Source organism: Rhizorhabdus phycosphaerae (assembly GCF_011044255.1).
GTDB lineage: Bacteria > Pseudomonadota > Alphaproteobacteria > Sphingomonadales > Sphingomonadaceae > Rhizorhabdus > Rhizorhabdus phycosphaerae.
Genome location: NZ_CP049107.1, coordinates 2,345,995 through 2,372,356, shown reverse-complemented (window position 1 = coordinate 2,372,356; position 26,362 = coordinate 2,345,995). Strand labels below are relative to the sequence as shown.

At 67.2% G+C, this 26,362-nt stretch carries 28 protein-coding genes; 8 read left to right on the top strand and 20 right to left on the bottom strand.

Translation table 11 applies throughout. The features are described from left to right. The first annotated feature begins 12 nt into the window (after positions 1–12). From G6P88_RS20435 to G6P88_RS10830, 3 genes are all read left to right on the top strand, one after another. Entirely contained in the window at positions 13–2,097 is a 2,085-nt protein-coding gene (locus G6P88_RS20435) for a ComEC/Rec2 family competence protein (protein WP_282097758.1), read from the top strand. Between the two features lie 41 nt (positions 2,098–2,138). Next, complete coding sequence (locus G6P88_RS10835) at positions 2,139–2,630, top strand: GNAT family N-acetyltransferase (RefSeq protein ID WP_345719154.1); 492 nt, start codon at positions 2,139–2,141, stop codon at positions 2,628–2,630. 61 nt (positions 2,631–2,691) lie between these two features. Next, positions 2,692–3,066 (top strand): VOC family protein, encoded by a 375-nt coding sequence (locus tag G6P88_RS10830; protein WP_165323166.1) that lies wholly within the window; start codon positions 2,692–2,694, stop codon positions 3,064–3,066. Positions 3,067–3,113: 47 nt separating this feature from the next. Here G6P88_RS10830 and lexA read toward each other — a convergent pair whose 3' ends face one another. The 11 genes from lexA to G6P88_RS10775 form a co-directional block, all read right to left on the bottom strand. After that, positions 3,114–3,779, bottom strand: a complete 666-nt coding sequence (lexA, locus tag G6P88_RS10825) for a transcriptional repressor LexA (RefSeq protein ID WP_165323165.1) — start codon at positions 3,777–3,779, stop codon at positions 3,114–3,116. Positions 3,780–3,836: 57 nt separating this feature from the next. Further along, entirely contained in the window at positions 3,837–5,024 is a 1,188-nt protein-coding gene (locus G6P88_RS10820) for a molybdopterin molybdotransferase MoeA (protein ID WP_165323164.1), read from the bottom strand. After that, complete coding sequence (gene moaC, locus G6P88_RS10815) at positions 5,024–5,497, bottom strand: cyclic pyranopterin monophosphate synthase MoaC (protein ID WP_165323163.1); 474 nt, start codon at positions 5,495–5,497, stop codon at positions 5,024–5,026. The genes G6P88_RS10820 and moaC overlap by 1 nt, the downstream gene beginning before the upstream one ends. Beyond that, the gene (trpC, locus tag G6P88_RS10810) at positions 5,494–6,288 is read right to left on the bottom strand and encodes an indole-3-glycerol phosphate synthase TrpC (RefSeq protein ID WP_165323162.1); all 795 of its coding nucleotides are present in this window, start codon (positions 6,286–6,288) and stop codon (positions 5,494–5,496) included. The genes moaC and trpC overlap by 4 nt, the downstream gene beginning before the upstream one ends. 135 nt (positions 6,289–6,423) lie before the next feature. Then, positions 6,424–6,834 carry a PilZ domain-containing protein gene (locus G6P88_RS10805; RefSeq protein ID WP_165323161.1) on the bottom strand — a complete coding sequence of 137 codons (411 nt, stop codon included), beginning with the start codon at positions 6,832–6,834 and terminating at the stop codon, positions 6,424–6,426. A gap of 62 nt (positions 6,835–6,896) precedes the next feature. After that, positions 6,897–9,305 carry a TonB-dependent receptor gene (locus G6P88_RS10800; protein ID WP_165323160.1) on the bottom strand — a complete coding sequence of 803 codons (2,409 nt, stop codon included), beginning with the start codon at positions 9,303–9,305 and terminating at the stop codon, positions 6,897–6,899. A 333-nt stretch (positions 9,306–9,638) separates the two neighbouring features. Next, complete coding sequence (gene trpD, locus G6P88_RS10795; protein WP_165323159.1) at positions 9,639–10,625, bottom strand: anthranilate phosphoribosyltransferase; 987 nt, start codon at positions 10,623–10,625, stop codon at positions 9,639–9,641. Positions 10,626–10,627: 2 nt separating this feature from the next. Beyond that, the gene (locus tag G6P88_RS10790; RefSeq protein WP_165323158.1) at positions 10,628–11,221 is read right to left on the bottom strand and encodes an anthranilate synthase component II; all 594 of its coding nucleotides are present in this window, start codon (positions 11,219–11,221) and stop codon (positions 10,628–10,630) included. Between the two features lie 65 nt (positions 11,222–11,286). Beyond that, positions 11,287–11,739 carry a hypothetical protein gene (locus G6P88_RS10785; RefSeq protein WP_165323157.1) on the bottom strand — a complete coding sequence of 151 codons (453 nt, stop codon included), beginning with the start codon at positions 11,737–11,739 and terminating at the stop codon, positions 11,287–11,289. Positions 11,740–11,772: 33 nt separating this feature from the next. Then, a complete protein-coding gene (locus tag G6P88_RS10780) occupies positions 11,773–13,047 on the bottom strand; it encodes a DNA adenine methylase (protein WP_165323156.1) in 1,275 nt (424 codons plus the stop codon). 139 nt (positions 13,048–13,186) lie between these two features. Next, complete coding sequence (locus tag G6P88_RS10775; RefSeq protein ID WP_165323155.1) at positions 13,187–13,804, bottom strand: DUF1826 domain-containing protein; 618 nt, start codon at positions 13,802–13,804, stop codon at positions 13,187–13,189. A 70-nt stretch (positions 13,805–13,874) separates the two neighbouring features. Between G6P88_RS10775 and G6P88_RS10770 the strand changes: the two genes are divergently transcribed. Next, positions 13,875–14,309 carry a MerC domain-containing protein gene (locus G6P88_RS10770; RefSeq protein ID WP_165323154.1) on the top strand — a complete coding sequence of 145 codons (435 nt, stop codon included), beginning with the start codon at positions 13,875–13,877 and terminating at the stop codon, positions 14,307–14,309. A 4-nt stretch (positions 14,310–14,313) separates the two neighbouring features. Here the strand turns inward: G6P88_RS10770 and G6P88_RS10765 are convergent, their stop codons facing one another. The 8 genes from G6P88_RS10765 to hemN form a co-directional block, all read right to left on the bottom strand. Then, a complete protein-coding gene (locus tag G6P88_RS10765) occupies positions 14,314–15,141 on the bottom strand; it encodes an acid phosphatase (protein ID WP_226946521.1) in 828 nt (275 codons plus the stop codon). 75 nt (positions 15,142–15,216) lie between these two features. Next, positions 15,217–16,032: a choice-of-anchor A family protein gene (locus tag G6P88_RS10760; protein WP_226946832.1), complete on the bottom strand. Its 816-nt coding sequence runs from the start codon at positions 16,030–16,032 to the stop codon at positions 15,217–15,219. A 103-nt stretch (positions 16,033–16,135) separates the two neighbouring features. After that, positions 16,136–16,498 carry a hypothetical protein gene (locus G6P88_RS10755; RefSeq protein WP_165323152.1) on the bottom strand — a complete coding sequence of 121 codons (363 nt, stop codon included), beginning with the start codon at positions 16,496–16,498 and terminating at the stop codon, positions 16,136–16,138. 106 nt (positions 16,499–16,604) lie between these two features. Continuing rightward, positions 16,605–18,275 carry an MFS transporter gene (locus tag G6P88_RS10750; protein ID WP_425594494.1) on the bottom strand — a complete coding sequence of 557 codons (1,671 nt, stop codon included), beginning with the start codon at positions 18,273–18,275 and terminating at the stop codon, positions 16,605–16,607. 26 nt (positions 18,276–18,301) lie between these two features. After that, positions 18,302–19,636 (bottom strand): DcaP family trimeric outer membrane transporter, encoded by a 1,335-nt coding sequence (locus tag G6P88_RS10745; protein ID WP_226946520.1) that lies wholly within the window; start codon positions 19,634–19,636, stop codon positions 18,302–18,304. Positions 19,637–19,728: 92 nt separating this feature from the next. Then, positions 19,729–20,253: a GNAT family N-acetyltransferase gene (locus G6P88_RS10740; protein WP_165323150.1), complete on the bottom strand. Its 525-nt coding sequence runs from the start codon at positions 20,251–20,253 to the stop codon at positions 19,729–19,731. Positions 20,254–20,282: 29 nt separating this feature from the next. Then, the gene (locus G6P88_RS10735) at positions 20,283–20,519 is read right to left on the bottom strand and encodes a hypothetical protein (protein ID WP_165323149.1); all 237 of its coding nucleotides are present in this window, start codon (positions 20,517–20,519) and stop codon (positions 20,283–20,285) included. Beyond that, entirely contained in the window at positions 20,509–21,828 is a 1,320-nt protein-coding gene (gene hemN, locus G6P88_RS10730; protein ID WP_165323148.1) for an oxygen-independent coproporphyrinogen III oxidase, read from the bottom strand. The genes G6P88_RS10735 and hemN overlap by 11 nt, the downstream gene beginning before the upstream one ends. Before the next feature lie 127 nt (positions 21,829–21,955). On the opposite strand from hemN, the gene G6P88_RS10725 reads away from it, so the two are divergent. The 4 genes from G6P88_RS10725 to G6P88_RS10710 all read left to right on the top strand — a co-directional run bounded on the left by G6P88_RS10725 (position 21,956) and on the right by G6P88_RS10710 (position 24,873). Beyond that, positions 21,956–22,615, top strand: coding sequence for an OmpW/AlkL family protein (locus tag G6P88_RS10725; protein WP_165323147.1), 660 nt, complete (start codon positions 21,956–21,958; stop codon positions 22,613–22,615). A gap of 110 nt (positions 22,616–22,725) precedes the next feature. Continuing rightward, on the top strand, positions 22,726–22,938 hold the full coding sequence (locus G6P88_RS10720) for a hypothetical protein (RefSeq protein WP_165323146.1): 213 nt from the start codon (positions 22,726–22,728) through the stop codon (positions 22,936–22,938). A 224-nt stretch (positions 22,939–23,162) separates the two neighbouring features. Then, complete coding sequence (locus G6P88_RS10715; protein ID WP_165323145.1) at positions 23,163–24,143, top strand: magnesium transporter CorA family protein; 981 nt, start codon at positions 23,163–23,165, stop codon at positions 24,141–24,143. 25 nt (positions 24,144–24,168) lie between these two features. Beyond that, a complete protein-coding gene (locus tag G6P88_RS10710) occupies positions 24,169–24,873 on the top strand; it encodes a hypothetical protein (protein WP_165323144.1) in 705 nt (234 codons plus the stop codon). 9 nt (positions 24,874–24,882) lie between these two features. Here G6P88_RS10710 and G6P88_RS10705 read toward each other — a convergent pair whose 3' ends face one another. Beyond that, complete coding sequence (locus G6P88_RS10705) at positions 24,883–26,349, bottom strand: porin (protein WP_165323143.1); 1,467 nt, start codon at positions 26,347–26,349, stop codon at positions 24,883–24,885. Between the last annotated feature and the right edge of the window lie 13 nt (positions 26,350–26,362).

Genomic DNA, 26,362 nt, shown 5'->3' with positions numbered 1-26,362 from the left:
GGCGGCCCGCGGGTGGCTTTTCGCGGGCTGAACCCGCTTGCCGCGATCGAGCGGCGGCTGGAGGCGGAGCGCGACCAGATCGCCTTGTGGCTGCCGGTTGCACTGGGCGCCGGCATTGCCGCCTGGCTGGTCCTGCCCGACCGTTTCGCCTGGTTCGCGGCGATGGCGGGCTTTGCCGCGCTCGCCTTCGCGGGGTGCGCAATCGGCCTCGGTTCGCGGCTCGGGCGGATGATGGCGGTGGGCGGTGCGGTCGCGCTGTTCGGCGTCGTGCTGATCTGGACCCGCGCCGACTGGGTCGCCTCGCCGCGCATCGACCGGCCGGTGGTGGCGGTGGTTGCCGGGCGCGTCGCTGCGGTCGAGCGGCTGCCTGCGCGCGAGATCGTGCGGATCACGGTCGAAGATGTCGCCGCGCCGCTGCCGCCCCGGCTGCGCCTCAACATCGATCAGGCGCAGGTCGACGATCGGCTGTCCGTCGGTGATCGCATTGCTGTCCGCGCCCGGCTCATGCCGCCCGCGCCACCGCCGGTACCGGGCGCGCAGGACTTTGCGCGCACCGCCTGGTTCCAGAGGCTGGGCGCGACCGGCAAGGCGCTCGACAAGCCCGCGGTGACGCAAGGACGAGAGGGCGGCTGGCTGGGCTGGCTCGCCGACGGGCGCGCGGCGCTGTCCCGGCACATCGAAGCGCGGCTGCCGGGCAGCGAGGGCGGGGTAGCCGCCTCGCTCGCGACCGGCGATCAGGGCGCCATCGCGGAGGAGGATGCCGAGGCGCTACGTCGCGCGGGCCTCGCCCATCTGCTGTCGGTGTCGGGGCTCCATGTCTCGGCCGTGGTCGGGGGCGTGATGCTGCTGACCCTGCGGCTGCTGGCGCTCAGCCCGACGCTGGCGCTGCGCGCACCGTTGCTGCTGATCGCGGCAGGCGCGGGGGCGCTAGCCGGTGTCGTCTACACATTATTGTCGGGCGCGCAGGTGCCGACGATCCGGTCGTGTATCGCCGCGCTGCTCGTCCTCGCCGGCATCGCGATGGGGCGCGAGGCCATCACGCTGCGGCTGGTCGCAACCGGTGCGCTGGTGGTCCTGCTGCTGTGGCCCGAAGCGATAGCTGGGCCCAGCTTCCAGTTGAGCTTTGCAGCGGTGACCGCGCTCGTCGCGCTGCTCGACCATCCGCGCATCCGAGCCTTTGCCGCGCCGCGCGAGGAAGGCTGGATCATGCGACGCGGACGCGGGCTCGCGCTGCTGCTGCTCTCGGGCCTCGTGATCGAAGTGGCGCTCGCGCCTATCGCGCTGTTTCATTTCCACAAATCGGGCCTTTACGGCGCGCTCGCCAATATCGTCGCGATCCCCCTCACCACCTTCGTGATCATGCCGGGCGAGGCGCTGGCGCTGCTCTTCGACGCTGCGGGGCTGGGCGCCCCCTTCTGGTGGGTGGCGGGCAAGGCGCTGTCGGGGCTCCTATGGCTGGCGCGGACGGTCGCCGAGGCGCCGGGGGCGGTGACGATGCTGCCGACCATGGGGCGGCTGGCGTTCGGCCTGTTTCTGCTGGGTGGCCTGTGGCTTGCGCTGTGGCGGACCGGTCTGCGCCGCTGGGGGCTGCTGCCCTGCGCTGCGGGAGGGCTGCTCGCGCTGACCGCGTCGGCGCCCGACCTGCTGATTACCGGCGACGCGCGTCATGTCGCCTTCGTGCTGGGCGACGGGCGTGTCGCGCTTCTCAGGGAGCGTGCGGGCGATTATGTGCGCGGCATGCTGGGTGAGGCGGCGGGCCATGACGGCGACGCACTGCCGGTCGACGCGCTGATGCAGGCGCGCTGCTCGACCGATCTCTGCGTCACCGAGATTGCGCGCGGTGGGCGGCGCTGGCGGATCGCGGCGACGCGCAGTCCCTATCGGCTCGACTGGGCTCGCTTCACGCGGACCTGTGCGAGCGCCGACATCGTCATCAGCGATCGCCGTCTGCCGCGCGGTTGCAAGGCACGCTGGCTGACGATCGACCGTCGCCTGCTCGCACGCACCGGCGGCATGGCGATCGATCTCGACCGCGGCGGCGTGGCGACCGTCGCGGCGGAGGCGGGGCGCCATCCCTGGGTAAGGTTCGATCAATGAGCGGATGTGACGGGGGCAGGCCCTTATTGCGGACGGCTCGATTGCTGCTGCGGCCCGCGAGACCCGGCGATCTCGACGATCTTCATGCGATCCTCTCGGACGTTCGGTCGATGCGCTACTGGTCGACCCCGCCCCATGCCGAGATCGGGCAGACCGCCGACTGGCTGGCCGATACGATGGCGATCCCGCCCGAGGAGGGAGAGGACTTCGTCATCGAGCGCGAAGGCCGGGTAATCGGGAAGGCCGGGCTCTACCGCTTTCCCGAGATCGGCTTCATCCTGCACCCCGACCATTGGCGGCAGGGGCTGGCGCGAGAGGCTTTGGCTGCCGTGATACACCGCGCCTTCACGGTTCATCGCCTGCCGCGCATCCTCGCCGACGTCGATCCCGACAATGCGGCGTCGCTCGCTCTGTTGCGTGGGCTGGGCTTTCTGGAAACGGGGCGTGCCGAGCGGACCTGGCTCGTTGGTGGCCGCTGGTGCGACAGCGTCTATCTCGCGCTCGATGCCGGGGATCGGCGCGTCGGGCGCTAGACGGCATTGGCAGTCGCCCGGGGTCGCCCTATCACCCGCCCGACCGAACAAGAGGAGAGAGATGATGGAATTGCGCTACGTCACCGTGGGCACCAACGACATGGAAAAGGCGCTTGCCTTCTACGCCGATCTGCTGGCGACGCAGGGTGCGACGAAGATGTTCGACCATCCGAGTGGGGGCGCGGTGTTCGGCAAGGAGGGCAAGCCGATGCTGGGTCTCGTCCGTCCGTTCGACGGCAAGGATGCGACCGCCGGCAATGGCACGATGATCGCGTTCGAGCTGGAAAGCCGCGAGGCGGTCGACGCCTTCCATGCCAAGGCGCTGGCGCTGGGCGGGGCCGACGAAGGCGCGCCGGGCGAGCGTGGCCCGGGCTTCTACATGTCCTATTTCCGCGATCTCGACGGCAACAAATTCTCGGCCTGCAAATTCGGCTGAGCTGATGGGCGCCCGGTCCCATTGCGGGGCCGGGCCTGCCGATCGGATCAGTAGCGGCGCAGCAGTCCGGCGAGCTTGCCCTGGATCTGCACCTGATCCGGGCGATAACGCTGCGGATCATAGGAGCGGTTGGCCGGATCGAGCCGGACCATGCCGCCTTCGCGCCGGAAATATTTCAGCGTCGCTTCATGGTCGGCGATCAGCGCCACCACGATCTCGCCGTCGCGGGCAGTCTCCGCGCGGCGGATGAGCGCATAGTCGCCATCGAGAATGCCGGCCTCGACCATCGAGTCTCCCGACACCTCCAGCGCATAATGTTCGCCCGGGCCGAGCAACGCGGCGGGAACCGAGAGCGAGCTCTGTCCCTCCATCGCCTCGATCGGCAGGCCGGCGGCGATGCGGCCGTGCAGCGGAATCTCGAGCACATTCTCGTTCGCGGCCTGCGGCACGACAGCCGGAGCCTTCGCCTTGGCGGTGGACGCCGCGACCTTTCCCGACATTTCCGGCACACGCAGCACTTCCAGCGCGCGGGCGCGATTGGGCAGGCGGCGGATGAAATTGCGTTCCTCGAGCGCGCTGATCAGGCGGTGCACGCCCGACTTGGACTTGAGCTCCAGCGCTTCCTTCATTTCCTCGAAGGAAGGCGAGACCCCGGTCGCCGACAGGCGCTCCTGGATGAAGCAGAGCAGTTCATGTTGCTTGCGCGTGAGCATGGTCTTTGACCCCATCGGGAACGGACGGGGAACATTTAGGCAACTGTAGGAATCTTGTCAAGCGAAGGGCAGGATCTCCACCTCCGCGCCCTCGGGAAGGGGGGGGGCCTCGGCCTCGCGGATGATCAGCAGCTCGGCCTGAACAAGGGCTGCGAGCCCGGCGCTGTCCTGTCCGGACAGGGGCTCGACCGCGCCTTCGGCCCAGCGCGCGCGGACATATTCGGCGCGGTTGCCGGTCGAGGGAAGCGGTTTTGCGAGCCTCGCGGTCGCGGGCCTCGGCACGGGGCGGGCTGCGCCGAGAAGATGGGCGATGAGCGGTTTGGCGAACAGCATCGCGGTCACGAAGGCCGACACGGGATTGCCGGGCAGGCCCAGCACGATCGCGTCGCGCAATGTGCCGATCATGACCGGCTTTCCGGGCTTCATTTTCACCCGCCAGAAGTCGATCCTGGCTCCTACCTGTTCGAGCGCCGGCAGCACCAGGTCATGGTCACCGACCGAAGCGCCTCCGGTCGTGATGATGATGTCGCTTTCCGCCGCGAGTCGATCGAACGCCGCAGCGATCGCTTCACGATCGTCGCGGACGATGCCATGGTCGGTGACGATGCAGGCAGCGGTGCCCAGCAGCGCGGCGAGCATCGGTCCGTTGGACGCGGGCAGAAGCGCGCCCGGCGTGGGTTCCCCGGCCGGTACCAGCTCGTTGCCGGTCGACAGCAGCGCGACGCGCGGGCGCCGGTGGACGGGAAGGGTGCCATGCCCGCCGCTTGCGGCCAGCGCGATCGCGGCCGGGCCGATCGCGCTGCCTTGGGCGAGCAGCAGTGCGCCTTCGCGGAAATCGCCACCCGCGGGCCGGATATGGGCGCCGATCGCGGGCGGTCCTTCGCCGGTCATGGTCAATCGGTCGCCGTCGCGGGTCGCCTCCTCCTGCACGAGGATCGTGTCGGCGCCTGCGGGCACGGGGGCGCCGGTGAAGATGCGCGCCGCTTCGCCCGGCTGCAGCGCGCGGTCGAGCCCGCCACCCGCCGCGCTTTCGCCGACCACGGTCCAGGGACCTGGGCGCTCGGCGAAGCGGATCGCGTAGCCGTCCATTGCCGAGAGATCGGTCGCCGGCTGGGTCCGGCCCGCGAGGATGTCGTGCGCCGCATAGCGGCCCAGAGCTTCGACGAGCGCGACGCTTTCCCGAGGCAGCGGGCCGCGCAGGGCGAGCATCCGCGCCTGGGCTTCCGCGACCGGAATCAGCGCCATCAGCCGGCCTTCCAGTCGCCCGACTTGCCGCCGGCCTTCGACAACAGCCGGACATCGCCGATCCGCATGCCGCGATCGAGCGCCTTCGCCATGTCGTAGATGGTGAGCAGCGCGACCGAAACGGCGGTCAGCGCCTCCATCTCCACGCCGGTGCCATAGGTGGTCCCGACCGTAGCCGTGGCAAGGATCCCGTCGCTTTCGATGGTCAGGTCGAGCATCACCCCGGTGATCGGCAACGGATGGCACAGCGGGATCAGGTCGGCGGTCTTCTTTGCCGCCATGATGCCGGCGACGCGGGCGACCGCCAGCACGTCGCCCTTCTTGACCGCGCCGGCGCGGATCGCCTCCAGCGCGTCCGCAGCGATCAGGATGCGCCCTTCGGCGATTGCCTCCCGCTTCGTCCCGGCCTTCGCCGAAACGTCGACCATCCGCGCCGCGCCGTCCTTGTCGAGATGGGTGAGCCCGCCGCTCATGCGCCGGTGAGCAGGCGGCGGGTGGCGGCCGCGACGTCGGCCTCGCGCATCAGGCTTTCGCCGACCAGGAAGCAGCGCACGCCATGTTCGGCCATCGCATCGAGATCGGCCTTGGACCCGAGGCCGCTTTCGGCGACGAATGTGCAGCCGGCGGGGGCGCGGCCGACCAGCTCGTAGGTGCGGGCGAAGTCGACGGTGAAGTCGCGCAGGTCGCGGTTGTTGACCCCGATCAGGCGCGAGCGCAGCCGCGCCGCCCGCTCCAGTTCCTCGGCATCGTGGACCTCGATCAGCACGTCCATGCCCCAGTCGATGGCGGCGGCCTCGATCTCGGCCATCTGATCGTCGGATAGGGCCGCGACGATGATCAGGATCGCGTCGGCGCCCAGCGCGCGGGCTTCGGTGACCTGCCAGGGGTCGACCATGAAATCCTTGCGTAGCGCGGGCAGGGCACAGGCGGCGCGTGCCTGCACCAGATAATCGTCATGGCCCTGGAAATAGGGTTCGTCGGTCAGCACCGAAAGGCAGGCGGCGCCGGCCTCTTCATAGGCCCGCGCGTGGGCGGGCGGATCGAAGTCGGCGCGGATCAGGCCCTTGGAAGGCGAGGCCTTCTTGATCTCTGCGATCAGGCCATAGCCGCCGGCTGCAACCTTGGCATCGAGCGCGGCGCGGAAACCACGCGGGGCGGACGCCGCCCGGGCGCGGTCGGACAGATCGGAAAAGGCGATCGCGCTCTTGCGTTGCGCCACCAGCGCTCGCTTTGCGTCGCAGATTTCGGTCAGCTTGTTGCTCATCGTCGCGCGGCATAGCCTCGGACGCATTGCGGGTCCAGCATCGGCGCGTGATCAAAGGGGGCGGGCCGCCGTCCTCATCCTTTCGCGCGGTGCGGGGCCGTCAGCGGCCCTCGAGCCGGCGGGACGGGGACGGCGTCAGGCGTTTCCCTTGCGGAAGATGAACTCCAGTTCGTCGTCGGACAGCGGCTCGTTGAAGCGACATCCGGCCTCGAAATCCTTCGACCAGACGACGCGGGCGCCGAGCGCTTCGCTGTTGGGCAGCTTGAGCGTGATGCTCGTGGCGAGCGGCAGGTCGCAATAGACCTCCAGCCGGGCGCCATGTTTGGAGACGTCGATGATCCGGCACAGCGCACGTTCGGGATTGCCCGAGGCGCCGTAACGGGCGCGGATGTCGGCCGGCAGTCTTTCTTCGCGGCGGCGCGACGGTTTGACGACGGTGACTTCGGCAGAAAGCATCGATTTCCCTTTCGATCCGGGAAACATGGCTAACATGCCGTTGATTATGAATGCGTAAAGACCGCCCGAGTCGCGCGGCTCGCCAGCCATAAAGCCAAATCCGCCACCGGCAGGCCGGCGGCGGATTCATTTCTGCGCAAAGGCGCGATTGATCAGAAGCTGTAGTTCAGGCTGAACACCGCCTGCCGCGTCACGCCCGGCTGCGCCCAGCTGCCGTTGACGTTGGTGCGGACGGTCGTGACATATTTCTCGTTGGTGAAGTTCTGCACATTGACCTGTGCCTTCAGCTGGTCGCTGATCGGGTAGGACAGCATCAGGCGGTGAATGGTGTAGCTCGGCACGCGGTAGCCGACATAATTGCCGGCGGTCAGCTGCGCTACGGTCGGCTGGTTGAGCAGGAAGCTGCCCTGGTAGGTCAGGCCATAGCCAACCTCGAGCCCGAAATTGAAACGATAGGTGGTGAACAGGCTGCCCGAATGCTTCGGCGTGTTCGCGAGCTCATAGCCGCGCGTCGGATCCGGGAAGGCTGCGCTGTTGGCGCAGGCGGTGCTGGGATTGGCCAGGCAGAAGTCGGAGACGCCCTGGAGAATCTTCGACTTGAGGTACATGTAATTGGCCGAGATCGTCCAGTTGCTGGTGATCTGACCCGAGGCGCCGAGCGAAAGCCCTTCGACGCGCTGCTTGCCGTCGAGCGTCTGGTCGGGGAGGGTCGGGTCGTTCGAGTTGACCCGGATCGAGTTGCGCTCGTTGCGGAACAGCGCTGCGGTCAGCAGCAGCCTGGCATCGAACAGGTCGGCCTTGGCGCCGATCTCGTAATTATAGGTGGTCTCGGGCTTCAGGCGGCAATTGGCGTTGGTGCAGGCGCCGTCGACCGAGGCCTGCGAGGGCAGCTTCGAATTGCCATAGGCGACGTAGAGGCTGGTGTTCGGCGTCGGCTTGAACACCGCGCCCAGACGGTATGACAACAGATTGTCGCTGACGCGGAAGGGGCCTGTGGCGGTGCTGAGGTCGCCCAGATTGGCGGCACCCGCCGTGGTGACGTAGCTGAGCGTGCGGTTCGAGCCCTTGACATGCTCGTAGCGGACACCGCCGTTGAGTTCGAACCAGTCGGTGAACTTGGCGGTGTCGAACAGATAGGCGGCATAGCTCTTCTGCGTGCCGAAATTGCGGCTTGCCAGGATGAAGTTGATCGGACCGGTGTAGATGTTGCTGCCATAGGTGAAACCGGTCGGGCCCTGCACGACCGCGCCCGGGTTGGCGATGCTGACGAGCGGGAAGCTGGGCGTGGAGCCGTCGGCGTTGCGCGGCAGCGTGCCCTGCGTCTGGTGATAGTCCTGCCACAGAGCAGACACGCCGGCGACCAGCGAATGCTCGATCCCGCCGGTGGCGAATTCGGCCGTCAGGTCGGTCTGGGTATAGGCGGTCTCGTTGGTGATGAAGCGCTCCACGCCACGGCCCCCGGTCGGGAGATAATAGCCTGCGGGCACGGTCGCCGGGCAGGCAGCGCCCACGGTGGCGCCCGGCGCTGTCGGCTGGAGGCCGGTCGAGGCGAGGCAGAAGGTGCCCGTCGGCTGGCTGGTGACGGTGTGCTGGCGGATCTTCTCGTAGCGGGTCAGGTTGCGGACGCTCAGCGCATCGCTGAAGCGATGGCTGAAGATTCCCTGCATCGAATTGGTCTTCGAATCCTGCCGGTCGAGATTGGCGAAGCCATAATAGCCGCTGCGGTCGAAGTCCGACAGGAAGCCGCCGAGATTGGCGTAATAGCGCAGGCCATATTGCGGCATCGCCTTGTCGTCGAGATGCTCGAACTGCAGCGTCAGGCTGGTCGGGCCGTCGATGCCGATCGTGACCGAGGGGGCGACGCCCCAGCGCTTGTAATCCTCCACGTCGCGGCCCGGCACGTCATTTTCGTGATAGACGGCATTCAGGCGCACCGCGATCAGATCGCTGACGCGGCGGTTGGCGTCGAGCGTCGCGCGATAATAATTGTCGGTGCCGACCCCGGCGTCGACGACCGTCTGGTCGTCGCCCTGCGGCCGCTTGGTCACGAGGTTGATCGTGCCGGCGACCGATCCGCCGCCGTTCATGACCGAATTGGCGCCGTTCGACACCTCGATCTGCTCGATATTATAGACCTCGTTGCGGTTGAGGAAGGCCGCCGAGCGCACGCCGTCGACGGTGACGTCGTTCTTGGCGTCCTGGCCGCGCAGGATGATGCGGTCGCCATAGCCGAAGCCGCCTTCGCCGGCGCCGAAGGTGATGCCCGGGACGGTGCTGAGCACGTCGCGCAGGGTCAGCAGATTCTGCTGCTGGATCGTCGCCTTGTTGATCACGGTGATCGTCTGCGGCGTGTCGAGCAGGGGACGGGTATATTTGGGGGACTCCATGCGCTCGACCTTGGGCGTGTCCTCGTCGATCGTGGTCGAACTCACCGTCATGCCGCCGAGCCGCTTTTCCTCATCGGCCTTCGGTGCCGTCTGCGCCACAGCGGGCGCGCTCGCGATGAATCCTACGCAGGCCAGCGCCAGAAAGCCCGTGCCGGCTAAGTCCCTGTTCGTCATGCGGATCCCCTTAGATGTTGTGAAGGGCTGCTAACGATAGTGCGAACGATTCGCAATTGTATAAATGCGAATTTGTCGCAATAATTTCGGGCGCGGGCTGGGGGCAAGCGCTGGGCTTAGCCCATCTGCTGACGTTCGCTTGGTTTCGGGAGCGCCGATTGCCCCTCCACCATGCTCCGCATGGTCCCCCTCCCCGTTCCGGGGAGGAACTGCAGTGCGATGTGTTGCGAAGATCCTCCCCGGGACGGGGAGGGGGACCGCCGAAGGCGGTGGAGGGGAAAGCACGGAGCGGTTGTCCGCGAGCGCGCTCAGCAGCTCAACGTCGCCGTCGGATCAGAAAGCGATCCAGCGGGTCAGGAGCCGGCGTGCGGCTCCGCTGTCGATCGCTTCCGCTGCGAGGGCTACGCCATCGGTCCATCCCTCTGCACGACCTGCGACAATCAGTCCTGCGGCGGCGTTGAGCAGGACCGCATCACGATAGGCGCCCTGCTCGCCCTCGAGCAGCCGGCCCAGCGCGGCGGCATTATAAGCGGCGTCGCCGCCACGAATGGCTTCGAGCGGGTGACGCGAAAGGCCCGCATCGGCGGGCTCGAACCGCTCGAGACCATGGCCCACCGCGCCCAGGCGATAGATGCTGCTGGGCCCGCCGATCGACAGTTCGTCGAGTGGCTCGTCGCCCGACACCATCATCGCCGCGTCGCAGCCGATGCGTTCGAGTGCGCCGGCATAGATAGCCAGATAGTCGGGCCGCGCCACGCCGATCAGCTGGCGCGTCACGCCGGCCGGGTTGCAGATCGGCCCCAGCAGGTTGAAGATCGTGCGGCGGCCTATGCGCTTGCGGATCGGCCCGAGCGGCTTGAGCGCCGGGTGGTGCTTCTGCGCGAACAGGAAGCAGAGGCCGATCTCGTTGAGGCTCGCTTCGGCGCGATCCGAGGCGCGGTCGAGATCGAGGCCGAGCGCCTCGAGCGTATCGGCGGCGCCGGCCTTGGACGACGCTGCCCTGTTGCCGTGCTTGGCGACCGGCACGCCCGCGCCGGCGACGACGATCGCCACGGCGGTCGAGACGTTCAGGCTGTGCGCGCCGTCGCCGCCTGTACCGCAGACGTCGATCGCGCCCACCGGCGCCCGAACGGGCACGACGCGCTCGCGCATCGCCAGCGCCGCGCCGGCAATCTCCGCGCTCGTCTCGTCCCGTTCCGCCATGGCGGTCAGGAAGGCGACGAGCTCTTCTTCGCCGTGGCGGCCGTCGAGGATCGCCGAGAAGACGCTATGGGCCGTCTGCTGGTCGAACGGGACAAGAGGATCCGGCAGCGTCGGCAAGGTCAGATGCGGTCCTTCACCGCCAGACCGGCGGCGCGCAGGAAGTTCGCCAGCATCGCATGGCCATGCTCGGTGGCGATGCTCTCCGGGTGGAACTGCACCCCGTGAATCGGAAGCGTCACGTGGCGCACGCCCATGACCTGACCGTCCGGGGTGCGGGCGTTCACGTGGAGCGTGGCCGGCATCGTTTCCTCGGGCACGACAAGCGAATGATAGCGTGTCGCCGTAAAGGGCGAGGGCAGGCCCGCGAACAGGCCGGAGCCGTCATGGATGATCGGGCTCGTCTTGCCATGCATCAGCTGCGGTGCGCGCTCGACCCGCCCGCCGAAATACTGGCCGATCGACTGGTGGCCGAGACATACGCCCAGCAACGGGCGCCTGGCTTCGGCGCAGGCACCGACCAGCTCGAGCGAGATGCCCGCCTCTTTCGGCGTGCAGGGGCCGGGGGAAATCAGGAAGGCCTCGGCGCCGCTCGACATCGCCTGACCGACGCTGATCGCGTCGTTGCGGACGACCTCCACTCGGGCGCCCAGTTCCATCAGATAATGGACGAGGTTCCAGGTGAAGCTGTCATAATTGTCGATGACAAGGATCATGCCGCCGCCCTAACGGCTTTGGCGACGACAAGAAAGGCCGATCTGCGCGCGCTTTCCGGTGCCCTTCAGCCCGCCGGGTTCGACAGCATCGCATTCCATCGGTCGCGGTCGATGAATCGCTCGAGACCCTGCACCTCAATGCCGGTCGCCGGATTGGCCATGAGATCGCTGGCGGCAAGGCGCATCAGCGTCTCGAAGCTGAGCCGGATCGGGTCGCCTCCGGCCTGCTGGGCCCGGCGCGCTTCGGCGGGGCAGCGGCCGATCGCGACGTCGTCGATCAGCGCCGCGACCGATCGTGTGTTGGTCTCGCGTGCGGCGGACGTCACCGTGCCCATGTCGCGCAGCGCCGGATGCGCGGACAAGGAGGTGAATATCCAGCGCACGAGCAGGGTACGCTCCGCCGTGGTCACCGAGCGGGTCAGGCATTGCGCGAAGCGGTCTGTCTCGGGAGAGGCCGTCGCAGGCGAAGCCGGGGCAAGTACCGCCGCGAAGATTGCCGCCGTGGCTACCATGCGCATGTCGCCCGCCCCCTCTATTGCAGAGCTTCGGCTCTAGCAGCGCGGGACGGAAACGGCCATCGCGCCTTTCTCTTCGCCGTCGGCGAGTTCGGGATGGTTCCGCAGGGCGATGCGCTCGGCGGCGCGGATTTCCTCGCACAGCGCTTCGGCCGACTGGGTCCCGCGACGGGCGCCGTCGATCAGCAGCACGAACTCGGCGTTGACCGGCTTGGCGGAGAAGCGCTGGGCGCTGACCCGGTAGCGCTTATAGGGCTGGACGAAAGCGCGCGTTGCCCCGCGCTCGCAGCAAGCCTCGATCAACCGCTCCAGGGGCATGTTGCCGTCGGTCGAATAGCTGAGCGCGATCCAGCGGGCAGGCAGGCCGTCGAGGAGCGCGCGAAAGGCGTCGGGGGCAGTTCGCGTGCTGGTATAGGCGCTGCGCCGCTCGGACCGCCAGTCGTGGCGGATGGCCGATTTGTCACCGCGCCCGCTGATCTTGGGCGGTACCGCCGGTTTGTCCCACAACGCCACGCTGTTCAGGACATGATAGTTCGAGCCATAGGGATGCTGGTTATAGGGCGGATCGACATAGACGAAGTCGAACGGCCCGCCGACCTCCGCAGCGAAGCGCGCCGCATCGAGGCGCGTCACCCTGTTCACCAGACCATTGTCCAACAAGCGCGCGGGTTCGAGCCGCAGATCGCTGCAGATGCGATAGCGCGCGGTGCCGTTGCTGCCGCCCCAGCCCGCATGAAATCCCTTGAACACGCCGGAGGTGTTGCTCGTGTAACAGCATTGATAGAGCAGCGGGGCGAGAAGCGCGGCCATGCCGTCCGCGTCGATCGCGCCCGAGGCGCGCATCATGGCGATCTCCTCGCGGATCGCGTCGATGCGCATACCGTTCTTGCGCATGTAGAAGAGCCGATCGCGTCCCATGTCGAACGCTTCGTCGTCGTCGGGGCAGAGATGTCCCGTGACCCAGTCCACACGAGAAGGAAGCCCATTGAGCCGCTCGACAGCCGCAGCATAGTCCACGCCGTCGATGTGCGGGGCAGCGTTCAGCCCTATGTAGCAGCGGTTGATCTGTTCGGCATAGGGTTCCCAGTCGTTGCTGGTGACCCTGAAGCCCCGCATCTTCGCGTAGCGGCCGACAACGCCGCTGCCCGCGAACAGGTCGACGAAGTCGCCACCCGGCCCGATCCCGCTTGCATCGATGGCCTGGCCTATCAGAGGAAGCAGCTTCCGCTTGTTGCCGATATAGGGGATGAGCTGATGGAAGACATATTCATCGGTGCTGCGCGCGGCATGGCGGCTGCGGTCATAGTGCACAGGATGATTTCCTAACCATTCCGTAGCGATAGCGCCACGTTGCAGCACTGTCGACGCGGCTCCGCTTGCCGGCGTCACTCTCCGTTGCGCCCGCTGCGGATCAACGGGCGATCCTCGGGCCGAATGCTGGGTAATCGCTTCAGGCGATCCGGTGGCGGTCGGGCGTCACCGGATCGATCGCCAGCAACAGGCGGCTTTCCCCGGTTCCGCCGATCGGCGGCGACCGGTGGAGGATGCGGGGTTCGTCCGCCAGCAACCTGCCCTTGAAAATGGCGACGTCACCCGGCGCCATGGCGTGAACCTGATAGGGCCGGTCGGCGTGCTGCCATTCCGTCCCACGGCCGCAGAATGTCGTCAGGAGTCGGGCCGGGACATAGTCCATGTGGAATTTCCGGCAGGCGTCTGTTGCGATCACCTCAAGCCGGAAGCGCAGGACAGACGCCTGCATGATCGGCGCGAACAGCAAGGCAAGATTGGTAGCTTCCGCGATCAGCGCGGCGCGGACAGGGTCATAGCCCGCATCCCCGATAGCCTGCGCGATCCCGTTCTCGATGTCCGCGACCTCGATGTCGCAGTCAATATTCGAGATCGCGGTCCAGTCGAGGCTGTCGATCCCCGCCAGAGCCGCCGGGCGCGGCCGCTGCCACAGGGCGAGCTGCACGTTGCGGTCCTGTATGGCTCGAAGAACCGATGGCGCCTCGCCGATGGCGACCATGGGATCGACGGGCGCGGCGATCACGGAAAAGGGAGGCTGCACGAAACAATCCTTGAAAGTAATGTTACACCATAACATATCACGCGCCGAACATATGGAAAGAGGTAGAGCGATGAACGATGTCAGCAACAGCCGCCCGGCCCGGGTCGAGCGCATGTTCGACGGGTTCGCCGTCTGTGCCTCCTTCACCTGCATGGCGCATTGCCTGCTGCTTCCGCTGCTGCTGGCGGCGCTGCCAGCGCTCGCCGACCGTCTCGACCCCGGCGAGAGTTTTCACGTCGTCGTTCTCCTGCTCGCGGTGCCCACGAGCGCTTTCGCCCTGATCGGCGGATGGCGGCGGCATCGCGCTTCGGTGCCGCTGGCGGTAGGGGCTGCCGGGCTGGTTCTGATGGCGGCCGGCATCGCCTTTTCCAGCCGGGAGGCCATCGAGACGGCGTTGACCGTAGCCGGCAGTCTGTTGCTGGCGGGCGCGCATGTCGCGAACTGGCGCAATCGCGGCCTGTCGCGGATGGCCGTGCTGCCGAAGAGCGCTTCCCGCCCGGCGTGATCCGTCAGGGCTGCGGCGCGAGCGCGGCCTCTTCCTGCGTGCAGTTGCGCGACGGCGCGGTCGACCGGGCGGCGGCCGCCTCGGCCTTCGCGGCCTGCAGATCGGCCTGGAAGCCAGGATCGGCATGGAGGCGGGCGACGACCGCCGCCCCCATCAGCCGTCCCTGCTCGACGTCGCTCAGCCAGTGTACGTTGCAGATGCGACGGCTGTCCCCGAAGGCGACTCCGCGCGCCACCAGGCGAGCGGCGCGATCCGGCACGACTTCCGCCAGCATCAACCCCCAGCCGAATCCGATCGCGCTATGGCCGGAGGGGTAGGAGCCGTCCTTGCGGAGCATCTCGGTATAATCGGGAGAGCAGTTCGCCTCGCCATTCTCCATGAACGGACGCGCGCGCTTGTAGCGCTCCTTCACGCCATAGGTCGCAAGACCCAGATCCGGGAGGCTTCGGCGCATCAGGCGGTCGATCGCGGGCGTCGCCTGCGGGCTGATTTCGAAGCCTGCGGCGCAGGAGAAGGCGCCGGTCGCGGCCGGCGATCGCAAGTCCGCATCCGCGGTCGCAAGTGCCCAGCGCGCGCTCTTGCCGAGAGCGAGGCCGGCCTTCGACGCTTCCCGGTCGCGCGCCAGCGCGGCAGATCCTTCCGCAGGAGGCGCGGGCAGGATCGACAGGCTGTCGGGCAGTGCCTCCCGGGCCAGATAGCCCTGCGCCAGCAACGTATTGACAGGAGACGTCATGGCGGGCGGGCCGTCTGCGGCGACCACCGTTGCCCCTGCCAGCAGGAAGCCGGCCATGGTTCCCAAGCCGGCGGCATGCAGCGTGCGGGCCATCATCATCCCCTGTTTTCTGTATCTCGACTGAGAACCGGCATAGCATCGCGGGACTGTGTCGGAAAAGGCCTGCGCCTGGCTTTACGCGGTCGCCAGCGATCGGGATGGTCGGGGTCGCCGACGCAGGACCGCGCCGATGGCGCCGAAGCCGGTGAGAAGCAGAAACCAGTTCGATGGCTCCGGCGCGACGGACACCGTTTCCAGCCCGCCGCCACCGCCGATACCGACACCCTCTCCACCACCCGGTTCGCCGGTCGGCATATAGCTTCCCATTCTCAAGGCGCCGCGCTGATCGAGCGAGTCCGCGACCAGTGTGCCGGTGAAGGTTGCGTCGTTCCTTACGGACGCGAAGGGCGACAGGACCGTGCCGAAGAAGCTCTGATCGAACTCGATCTCGCGCGCTTCGTAGAAATTCCAGATCAGCTGGCTGTTCTTTCCGATGCCGTCGGCGTCGAACTTCGCATCGAGTTTGCCCGCCTCGCCCGCTACGTTGATCACGACCGAGGTACCGTCCGCGATGTCGACGCGGATCGTGTCGAAGCCCTTGAGATCGTCCAGCGACAGGTCGAAAACGCCGAGCTTCTCTCCGCTTCTGATGATCAGCGCGTCTTTCTCCGTGCCGACGCGATCGGTCGACGCGAGCGAGCGCAGATTCTCGCTCAGGCCCATCGTGGCCCGCAACAGCTCCGCGCCCTGCTTCGCCACCTCGTCGGTGACGTCCTTGCCCCCGCCGACGAAGGCCTTTCCTTCGATCGACTTGCGCGATTCGAGATCGTCGAAGACGATGAGATTCCAGTCGTAGAGGAAATCGGCTTCGGCAATCATCGTTGCCGTGGTCACCTGCCCGAGCGCGAGCAGCCAGCCGCCAAGCAGCAGTCGTAGACAAGCGATCCGCATCACGCCCTCGAACAGCCCTCTACCCCGATAGGCAGGCAGGTTCCGTAACGCTATCGCATCGAACGGTTTAAGCCAGACTAATTGTGGACGGACTTTCGGGAAGTCAGAGCGACTGGCAGCTCCACACGCGAAAGGAGAGCGGTCGTCCTTCCGGGCCGGTGATCGTCACATATTCCCCGGGGCGAAAGGGATGCGTCTCCAGGTGGAAGACGGTTTCGTCATCCTCTTCGCCCGGGCCGTAGGAAATGATCCAGCGATCGCGGACATGGGCGAGGTGCCCGGCTCGTTCGGGCTCGTCGGGCCAGGAGCGCAAGACCGTTGCCTCCTCCGGCTGGGCGTGCAGCCGGCGCTGGTCGACGAACCCGGCAGCGTTGAGCGGGAGCCGCAGCAGGTAGCAATGCTCGCGCGAGCCTTCCGGATGACCCGGCGCACGGGCGAGGTCGAGGCGGACGATGTTCCAGGGCATGGCGCCGAGCTAGGCAGGAGGCCGTGCCCCGCTCCATTCGTAAACATACGGATGGAAGAACAGGGCGGGCGGGGCGACTCTGTGGGGCCCCGCCCTGCCAGCCGCATCACTGGTCGATGTCGCGGCGGAAGGTCTCCGGAAGGAAGAAGAGGCCGATGACCACCGTCGCCGCAGCCACTATGATCGGGTACCACAGGCCGTAATAGATATCGCCCGTAGCGGCGACCATCGCGAAGACGATGGTCGGCAGGAAGCCGCCGAACCAGCCATTGCCGATATGATAGGGCAGCGACATCGAGGTGTAGCGGATCCGGCTCGGGAACAGCTCGACGAGCAGTGCCGCGATCGGCCCGTAGACCATCGTCACGAGCAGGACGAGCGCGGTCAGGATCGCCACGACCATGGGCTTGTCGATCGCGGCGGGATCGGCTGCGGGGGGATAGCCGGCGTCCTTGAGCGCCGCCTTCGCCTCCGTCTGGAAGGCCGCGACGGCGGTCTTTCGCTCTGCCCCGGTGACACGCGCGGGATCGGGTGCGTCGATCCGGCGGTCGCCGACGCGGATGCTGGCGATCGTGCCCGCCGGTGCTTCGACGTTGCGATAGCTGATGCCGCCCTTGGCGAGGAAGGTCTTGGCGATGTCGCAGCTGCGATCGTCAAAGCTGTTCTTGCCGATGGGATCGAACTGGATCGAACATTCCGCCGCATGGGCGATCACCTCGACCGGAGCCGAGGCCTGCGCGCGCGCCAGAGCAGGGTTGGCGGCGACGGTCAGCGCGTTGAACAGCGGGAAATAGCTGAGCGCGGCGATCGCGCACCCGGTCAGGATGATCGGCTTGCGCCCGATCCGGTCGGACAGCCATCCGAAGAAGACGAAGGCCGGGGTCGCGATGCCGAGTGCGATGGCGGTCAGGATGTTGGTCGTCGCGCCGTCGACCTTGAGCGTCTTTTCGAGGAAGAACAGCGCGTAGAATTGCCCCGTATACCAGACCACTGCCTGCCCGGCGACGGCACCGAACAGCGCGACGAGCACCCATTTGAGGTTGCCCCAGCGGGCGAAGGCTTCGGTCAGCGGCGCCTTGGATGTGGTCCCCTCGTCCTTCATCTTCTGGAAGACGGGGCTCTCCGCCAGTTGCAGCCGGATCCACATCGACACGGCCAGAAGCACCATCGAGACCAGAAAGGGCACACGCCAGCCCCAGTCGGCGAAACTGTCCTCACCCATCAGGAAGCGGACCCCGATCACGACCAGCAGCGCCGCGAACAGGCCGAGCGTCGCGGTGGTCTGGATCCAGCTCGTGTAGAGGCCGCGGCGATCGGTGGGGGCATGTTCGGCGACATAGGTCGCAGCCCCTCCATATTCGCCGCCGAGCGCGAGGCCCTGCAACAGGCGCAGCCCGACGAGGATGATCGGCGCGGCAACGCCGATCTGGTCATAAGAGGGCAGGCAGCCGACCGCGAAGGTCGACAGGCCCATGATCCCCATCGTGACGAGGAAGGTGTTCTTCCGCCCCACCAGATCGCCGATCCGGCCGAACACCAGCGCGCCGAACGGCCGGACCGCGAAACCTGCCGCAAAGGCGCCGAGGGCGAGGATGAAGCCGGTCGTCTCGTTGACGCCCGAGAAGAAGTGCGAGGTGATGGCGGTCGCGAGCAGGCCATAGAGGTAGAAATCATACCATTCGAACACGGTGCCGAGCGAGGAAGCGGCGATGACCAGCTTCTCGTTCTGCGTCGCCCCGTGATGCTTGGGCAATTCGCCCTGTCCCGCCCGTTCCATCATCCTCTCCCTTTTTGTCCTGCTTGTCAGAAGCCATATTTGGCTGAGAGCTCCAGCCGGTCCATCTGCCCGGAAGCGCCCGACACGATCCGGCGTTCACCATGTCGGATTTCCGCGCCCAGGTCCAAGCCCGGCATAGGCGTCCAGAACAGATTGGCGGCCACGCTCTGCGCGCGCGCATTGCTGCCCGGCGGGACCGCCGCTCCCGACGGATAATCGGCCTTCTGATAGCTCGCCATCAGCGTGGAGCGCAGCTTGTCGGTCCAGCCGATCCGGACCGCGACGAAGCCAGCGAGATTGCGCACGAGGTGGAGCTCGGCATCTCCCGCCGGATTGAAGATCACGTCGGGTGCGAAGTTGAGGCCGAGATAGCGGCCGATCCCCCGGCCATAGCTCAGCATGAAGCGCAGGTCGTGACGCCGTGCCGGGCCGAAGGCGATCTTCCCCGCGCCGCTGACGCCCCAGCCGATGGCGTGATCGGATACGCTGCCGCTTTCGATAGACAATTGCCGCACCAGGGCGGCGAGCGAGACCTCTCCTCCGTCCATCGACAGCAGCAGCCGTGCGGTCGCGTCGGGCAGGCGGTCGCTGTCATTCTCGACCATCAGCGGGGAGGCCGGTGTCTCGCTCGACGTCTCGGCATTTTCGGCCGACAGCGACAGAGCCAGTCTGGGCGAGAGCGCTATTGTGTAGCGCAGCTGCATCTGCCGCTCGAACACCGTACCCTCCGTCGTGCCGACGAAGTCGGTGGTCTCGGGCAGGGCCGCGACATATTGGAAATTGCTCCATTCCTGCCCGACCAGCCAGCGTCCATAGCGGACGAATCCCCGTCGCAGGGCAAGATTATAGCCGTTCGTGGTGCGCTGCGACCCTTGCGTTCCCGGCGCCGTCTGGAAGTCGAACTCCAGATGCGCGCGGATCATGTCGCCGCCCGCCGGGGTCTCGGTCGTCAGCCACAGCCTCGTCTGCTTGGCCTGTGCAGCGAAATCATGTCCGCGTCCCGTCCCGCCGACCGGGATGGTCTGGGGAAGATAGAAGTCCTTGCCGAGCGACCCGGGCGGAACCGTCCCGTCGTCGTAGCGCGATGCGCTCGCCACCGCCTTGATATAGCCGTTGAGCCGGACGCGCGTGCCGCCGGCCATGAAGCCGTCGGCGGGGGGCGTTGCCGGGCCGCTTGCGCGACTGGGCCGCGACGCCGGACTGCCGGACATCATCGCGGTCCTGGTCTCCGTCTCGATGGCGGCGGGCGCCGCCTGGCGCGTGGCGGCGAGTTCGGCCCGCAGCGCAGCGACCGCTTGCTCCAGCTCCGCCAGCCGCCTTTCCAGCGCGGCCTCGCGTGACTGGACGGGCTGTGCACCCACCGGATCCGCCCATAGCGGAGAGGGCAGTAAGCCCAGCGCCACCACCCCGCCTAGACTGCGGGAGAGAGGATGAAGGCGCCGCCAGCCCATGCCTATCCGCCGAAGTGAATTTCCAGCAGCATCAGGCTGGGATCATCCGGGCACTCGCGCGCCACGAAGCCCATTTCGCGCTCGAGCTCGATCGCAGAGTGATTGTCCCGGCTCTCGATCGACTGAAGCCGCTTGATCCCGCGCCCCCTGGCCTCGCGTGCGACATGCTCGAGCAGGGTCCAGCCGATGCCCTGTCCCTTCCGGTCGCGGCGGATGGCGATGGCCACCTCGGCGGTGTCGAAGGCAGCGTCGCAGCCGAGAACGGCGGTTGCCACCATCTCGCCCTGTGCGTCGAAGGCGAGGAAATTCTCGCTGCGCTGGTGATCGATGTCGACCATAGCCTCGATCTGTCCCGCCGGGACATGGTGGACGGCGCTCAGAAAGCGGAAGCGCAGATCCTCAGCCGAGACCTGTTCGAAGAAGCTCACGAGAAGCGGGGCGTCATCCGGCGCAGCGGGCCTGACGAACAGGCTTACGCCGCTGCGGGTGCGGAGCTCTATGGGCGCTGCGGTGGCAGTGGCTGACATGATCAGATCCTTGTGGGCAGTGTGAAGGGTCATGGCGCGGCTCTGCGGCGACGCGGATCGGCCGCGTGGCAGGCCGCGGTGCAGCCCTGGTCATGCGATCGGTCGCCCTTGCGCATGGGGAGGTCGATGGTTCTCGAAGAGCCACCGCTGCACAGTTCGACACGCAATGTGGTCGCGGAGGCCGCGGCGGGGATCGCGGTGCCGAGCATCGCGACGATCATGGCGGCCGAGGCGATCAGCTCGAGGGTACCCGGCTCAGATCGCATTGCTGAAACGCTTTTCGCCAAGCGGACGATGGCCGTCGAAACAGGCGGCGATCGACCGGGCATAGGGCAGGGCTTCGGCTGCGAGCTCTATATGGTCGTCGGCGATATGCACCAGATTCTCCTGGGCAAAGATGTCCAGAGCCGGCCGGGCCGCCTGCAGCAACTGGCGATCGGCGCGGGCGCGCCCGGCACAGAGCAGCTGCTCGATCACCCTGGCGCGGGCGATCTCGTGCCGGTCGCGGCCTATGCCGCGCGCGACCGGCAGGCGGCCTGCGACGATCGCCTCGCGATAGGGACCGGCATTTTTCTCATTCTGCACGAGGAGCGTCGGAAACTCGCTGATCGCGCTGGCCCCGAAGCCGATCAGGTGGCGGCTTCCGTCGTCGGTAAAACCCTGGAAGTTGCGCCGTAGTGTTCCGGCGCACGCAGCGATGGCGAGCGCGTCACCCGGCCGGGCGAAATGATCGAACCCCACGGGCACATATCCGGCGCCCACGAACAGCTCATGGCCCGTTGCCGCCTGCCGAAAGCGAAGGGCGGCGTCGGGCAGCGCGGTTGCGTCTATCCGGCGCTGGCGCGGGAACATGGCGGGGAGATGGGCATAGCCGAAGAGGGCGACGCGATCGGCTCCCAGCTCGACGCTGCGCGCGGCGGAATGCTCGATATCGGTGATCGTCTGCCCCGGCAGTCCGTACATCAGGTCGAAATTGATCGAAGCGACGCCCGCATCGCGGAAGCCGTCGACCGCGCGGGCGATCATGCTGTCGGGCTGGGGACGGCCGATCGCATGCTGGAGCGCGTCGTCGAAGGTCTGGACGCCCAGGCTGACACGCTGGACGCCGACGGTGCGCAGCGTGGCAAGCCAGGAGCGCTCGAGCGTACGCGGATCGATTTCGACCGAGATGACCGGAGCGGAGGCGCGGAAGCGCGTGGTCAGCCGGTCGACCAGCCGGACGAAGTCGAGCGGCGCGATGGCGTTGGGGCTGCCGCCGCCAAAGGCGATGCGGGACACCACGCCGCGCCCGGAGAGGTGGCCGGCGACCATGTCGATCTCGGCACCTAGGGCTTCCAGATAAGAGGCCAACCGGTGGCTGCGGTTCGCCCGGCCGGTGTTGCAGCCGCAATAGCTGCATATCTCATGGCAGTAGGGGATGTGGACGTAGAGCGAGAGCGGCGCACGCGCCGGAATCGCGTCGAGCGCTTCGACGAAGGCGGGCGTCCCGACATCGGCGCGGAACTCGGCCGCCGTCGGGTAGCTCGTATAGCGCGGAACCGGGCGTTCGAGCAAAGCGGGGTGATAGGGCCACATGCCTTGCTGGTCGCATGTCGGCCGAGCGCCGCCCTTGATCCGAATCAAGACGATGGTTGCGCAAGGTCAAGGGACCGGCGGAGCGGAGCGCGCATCAGGGCTCCGTCAACGCAAGGGATTACGAGACATGATGCGCAGTTTGATGATCGGAACCGCAGTCGCCGCCGCCATGCTGGCCGGTCCGGCGCGCGCCGAGCAAGGGGACCTCCTCATTCGCCTGCGCGGCATCGTCGTCGCGCCGAACGAGAAGTCGGGCTCCGTCCTTCCCGCCTTCCCGGGCGAGAAGGTCAAGGTGAACAACAGCTTCATGCCCGAAGTCGATTTCACCTATATGCTGACGAAGAATATCGGCACCGAGCTGATCCTCGCGACCACCAAGCATGATGCGAGCGGCCGTACGGGTACCACGGGATCGATCGGCAAGCTTGCCTCGACCTGGGTGCTGCCGCCGACGCTGACGCTGCAATATCATTTAGCGCCGGAAGGCCAGATCCGCCCCTATGTCGGTGCGGGCGTGAACTACACGATCTTCTATTCCGAAAAGGCGTCGAAGGGGCTCGTCGCGGCCGTCGGCAAGACCGACGTGTCGATGAAGTCGAGCTTCGGCTATGCGCTCCAGGCGGGCGTCGACATCCCGATCAGCAAGCGCGCCTTCTTCAATCTCGACGTCAAATATATCGACATCGACACCCGTGCGCGGCTCGACACGACCGCCGCCGCCACCCAGCGGGTCAAGCTGCACCTCGATCCTTTCGTGTTCGGTGCGGGCATCGGCATGCGTTTCTGAGACAAGTCCTCCTCTCCGACTTGCACCTCGGGGGAGCTTCGGCTCCCCCTTTTTTTGGAACCGCAGCGCGGGCAAGGCGTATCAGGCCCGCAACGAATGGAGACGACATCATGCTGAGTACCGCATTGGGCGCCCTGATCGGCAGCGCCATCGACGGCGCCGATGGCGAGGATTCGACCGCCGACGGTGCGATCATCGGCGCGGCGACCGCGACCGTGGTCCGGGCGATCGTCCCGCTAGTCTTCACCTATGCGGTCGGCTGGGCCGTGTTGAAGGGACTGGATTCCGCCAAGGACGCCATGTTCGGCAAGAGCGGCGACTGACCCCCCTTTTGCGCCGCGCCCGGATCCGGCCATGACGGCTTGACCCACGGCGCGAGCGGGAGCAAGGGCACCCCCGCCGGAGCCGACTCCGGCACACACCCAAGGACAGGACCAATGGACCCCGACAGTCGAAGTCGATCCTTCCGTCCGATGGTTTCGCCGGTCCGCGCCCGATAGGGGTGCCGCCTCCTGAGCCGTCGGCCGACAGCATCAGGAGAACAAGCATGTTCAACGCCTTTGCGCGCGAGGCCGACCGCCTCGTGCCGACCGATATCCTCGCGACCGCCGGCGCCGCGCCCTCGATCCTGTGGGCAGACATCGTCCGTCCCGGCGCCGCCGAGGCGCGCACCGCTTCGGCGCTGCTGGGGGTCGACATCCCCACGCTGCAGGAGATGGAGGAGATCGAGCTCTCGGCGCGCCTCTACGAGGAGGATGGCGCCCTGTTCATGACGGTCTCGCTGGTCACCGGCGCCGAGGGCGACGAGCCCCGCCTGACCCCCGTCACCTTCATCCTTGGACGGTCGAGCCTGGTGACGGTCCGTCACGACGATGCGCTGTCCTTCGACCAGCTGCGCGGCCGGCGGCTGCGGGGTACGGGGCGGGAGTCCGCACATTATCTGCTGATCGACCTGCTCGACACGACGGTCGACCAGGTCGCCGATGCGCTTGAGCGCAGCTCGTTGCGCTGCGACGCAATCTCGCGCGAAGTGTTCGGGGCGAAGACGGGCAAAAGGCCCGCTGCGGGAGACCCGTCGCGCGATCTCGAAGCGATGCTCGGCGCGATCGGCCGTCAGGGCGACCTGCTGACGAAGCTGCGCGAGTCGCTCGTCGGGATGGCTCGCCTGCTGTCCTATTACAGCGCGCGCCATCCCGATGCCGGGCGCGATGCGCGGACGCGCGTTCGGACGCTGCAGCGGGATGTGCAGGCGCTGACCGACCATGCGTCCTTCCTGTCGAGCAAGATCAATTTCCTGCTCGACGCGACGCTGGGCCTGATCAACCTCGAGCAGAACCAGATCATCAAGATCTTCACGGTTGCGTCGGTCGCGTTCCTGCCCCCGACGCTGATCGCTTCGATCTACGGCATGAATTTCGAGCTGATGCCCGAATTGCGCTGGAGCCTCGGCTATCCGGCGTCGATCGGGCTCATGCTCGTCTCGGCGGCCTTGCCGTTCCTCTACTTCCGTCGCCGCGGCTGGCTCTGACCATGGCTCGTGCAGGAGGCGGACGATGCGGCTCGGATCTGTCCGGGTCGCAGCGGCGGCGGCTTTCGCTGCCCTGACGCTGCTGGCGTGCTCGCCCGCCCTCGCGGCGGGCGGGGCGCATGTCGTCGATGATGCGGGCGTAGAGACGCCGGGGCATTGCCATGTCGAAAACTGGCTGAGCAGGAGCGCGGGCGGGGAAGGGGCGCTTCTGAACTTTGGTCCGGCCTGTACCCCGGCGGGGCTGCCCACGCTCGAGCTTGGCGCTGCGATCCAGAGAATCCGGGGCGTGGACGGCACGCACTGGCTTGCCGGACCGACGGTCAAATGGGCGATACGGCCCGGTGGTGGAGAGGGCGAGGGGGCCGGGATCGGCCTGGCCTTCGCCCTTCTGGCGGAACAGGGGGCGGGTCGCGTGGACAGTGCCGCGTTCACCCTTCCCCTCACGGTCGCGCTCGGCCCGCACGTCACCGCCAATCTCAATCTGGGCCTGATCGGGCAGCGGGGACGGGGCGTGCATGCCTTCCAGGGCGCGCAGCTGGTCTATGCCGCTGCGGACGATATCAGCCTGATGGCAGAGGTTTATTCGACCAGGGCGGGAGTGCCGGACGCGCAGGCGGGCCTGCGCTGGACGGTCGACGGCGGGCGGATCGATGTCGATCTGCTCGTCGCCCGGGCGGCCGGCGATGGCGATCGCCCGACGGTGACGCTCGGCTTCACCGTCAGGCGATGATCGGCCGGGTCAGTAGCTGAACTGGAGCTGCGTCCGGATCAGCTGCCCTTCGGCGCGCCCGGTGCGGCGCTCGTCGGCCTCGCTGCGCTTCATCGAGGCATAGGCAATGGTCAGCTCGAGCGGCTTGATGATCTGCCACTCGACGCCCAGCTCGAGCTCGTCTGTCTCCAGGCGCGGCGCGTTGGTCGATGCCTTCCATCCGCCGCGATAGCGCTGCCAGCGGGCATAGGGCATGATCGGACCGATCGGGCTTTCCTTGATCCGGTACATCGTCTGAACATAGCCGCCACTGAGCTTCTTCGACCGGATCGTCTGCGTGGCGGTGTCGAATTGCGGGCCCTTGCCCCAGTTCCATTCCGCCTGGAAGCCGAAGGGCTTGGGGTAGAGGATGAGGTGCGCCCCCGCGCGATTGTCGTCATAGGCGAGCGTGCTGACGCCGCCGGAGCGAACCTCCGGGCGCACCTTGTTGAGCATGCCCGAAGCGCCGACCTCGAGCACCTGACCTTCGAACATCTCGCCGAGACCATCCAGTTCGATCGGCCAGGTCGCCATCGCGACCTTCATCAGGTGCCGGTCCTGCTCGGTCTTGTTGATTCCCTGACCATTGTAGAGGGCGAGGCCGAAGGCGCCATAATTGCCGAACAGCTTCTGGCCGTCGTCGGCAAGGCGATCCCAGATCTTCTGGACGTGCGTCGGCGTGTAGAAGGCGACGATGCCCAGGTCGCGCTCGCCGGGAACCGCGCTGTTGATCGCGTCCGAGCGGTCGAGCGTCAGGCGATTCGACGAGGACTGGAGATTTTCCCAGCCATAAGGGACCTTCGACTGGCCGAAGCGCAGGTGGAATCGCTTTTCCTTGTCGAGGAAGAAGTCGGCATAGGCATCGCGCAGCTGGCCGAAGCCTTCGCGGCGCTCGGTGCCGGCCTGGTTGTTCACGGCTGTCGCGAAGTCGGGCTGGATGTAGATCGACAGCCGGTCGGTGACGTCGCCCTGCAATACGAGGCGAACCCGGCGCAGCGAGAAGCTGCCCTTGTCGGAGATCGACGAATCATGAACCGAGCGGAGGCGGGAGACCCCCGCAGGCGCTGTGTCGTCGCCCGACAGGAAGGCGTTGTACCGCATCTGGGTATAGCCGCGGATCATCAGCCGCTCGTACCAGGCCTTGGACTTGTGGAGCGGGACGGCGGCGGCCAGGACCGGCGGAGTGGACGGCGCGGCTGCCGCGGGCATGACGGCGGGGCTGGCGGCGACCGCGGTGGCCGGGACCGGGCTGCCGGCAGCCGCAGGGCTGGTCGCCGTGGCACTTTCGGCCGCGCGCGGGGTCGCGCTGGCGGCCTGCGCCGCCTGCAGGGCCTTCACCATGGTGCGCAGTTCGTCGATCTCGCGCTTCAGCTCTTCGATCGTCTGTGCGCCGGCCGGGCCGGGAAATGCGAGCAGGGTGCCCGCGATCAGCGCGGCCTTGAAGCTGCGTGCCATCATGATTGCCTTCGGG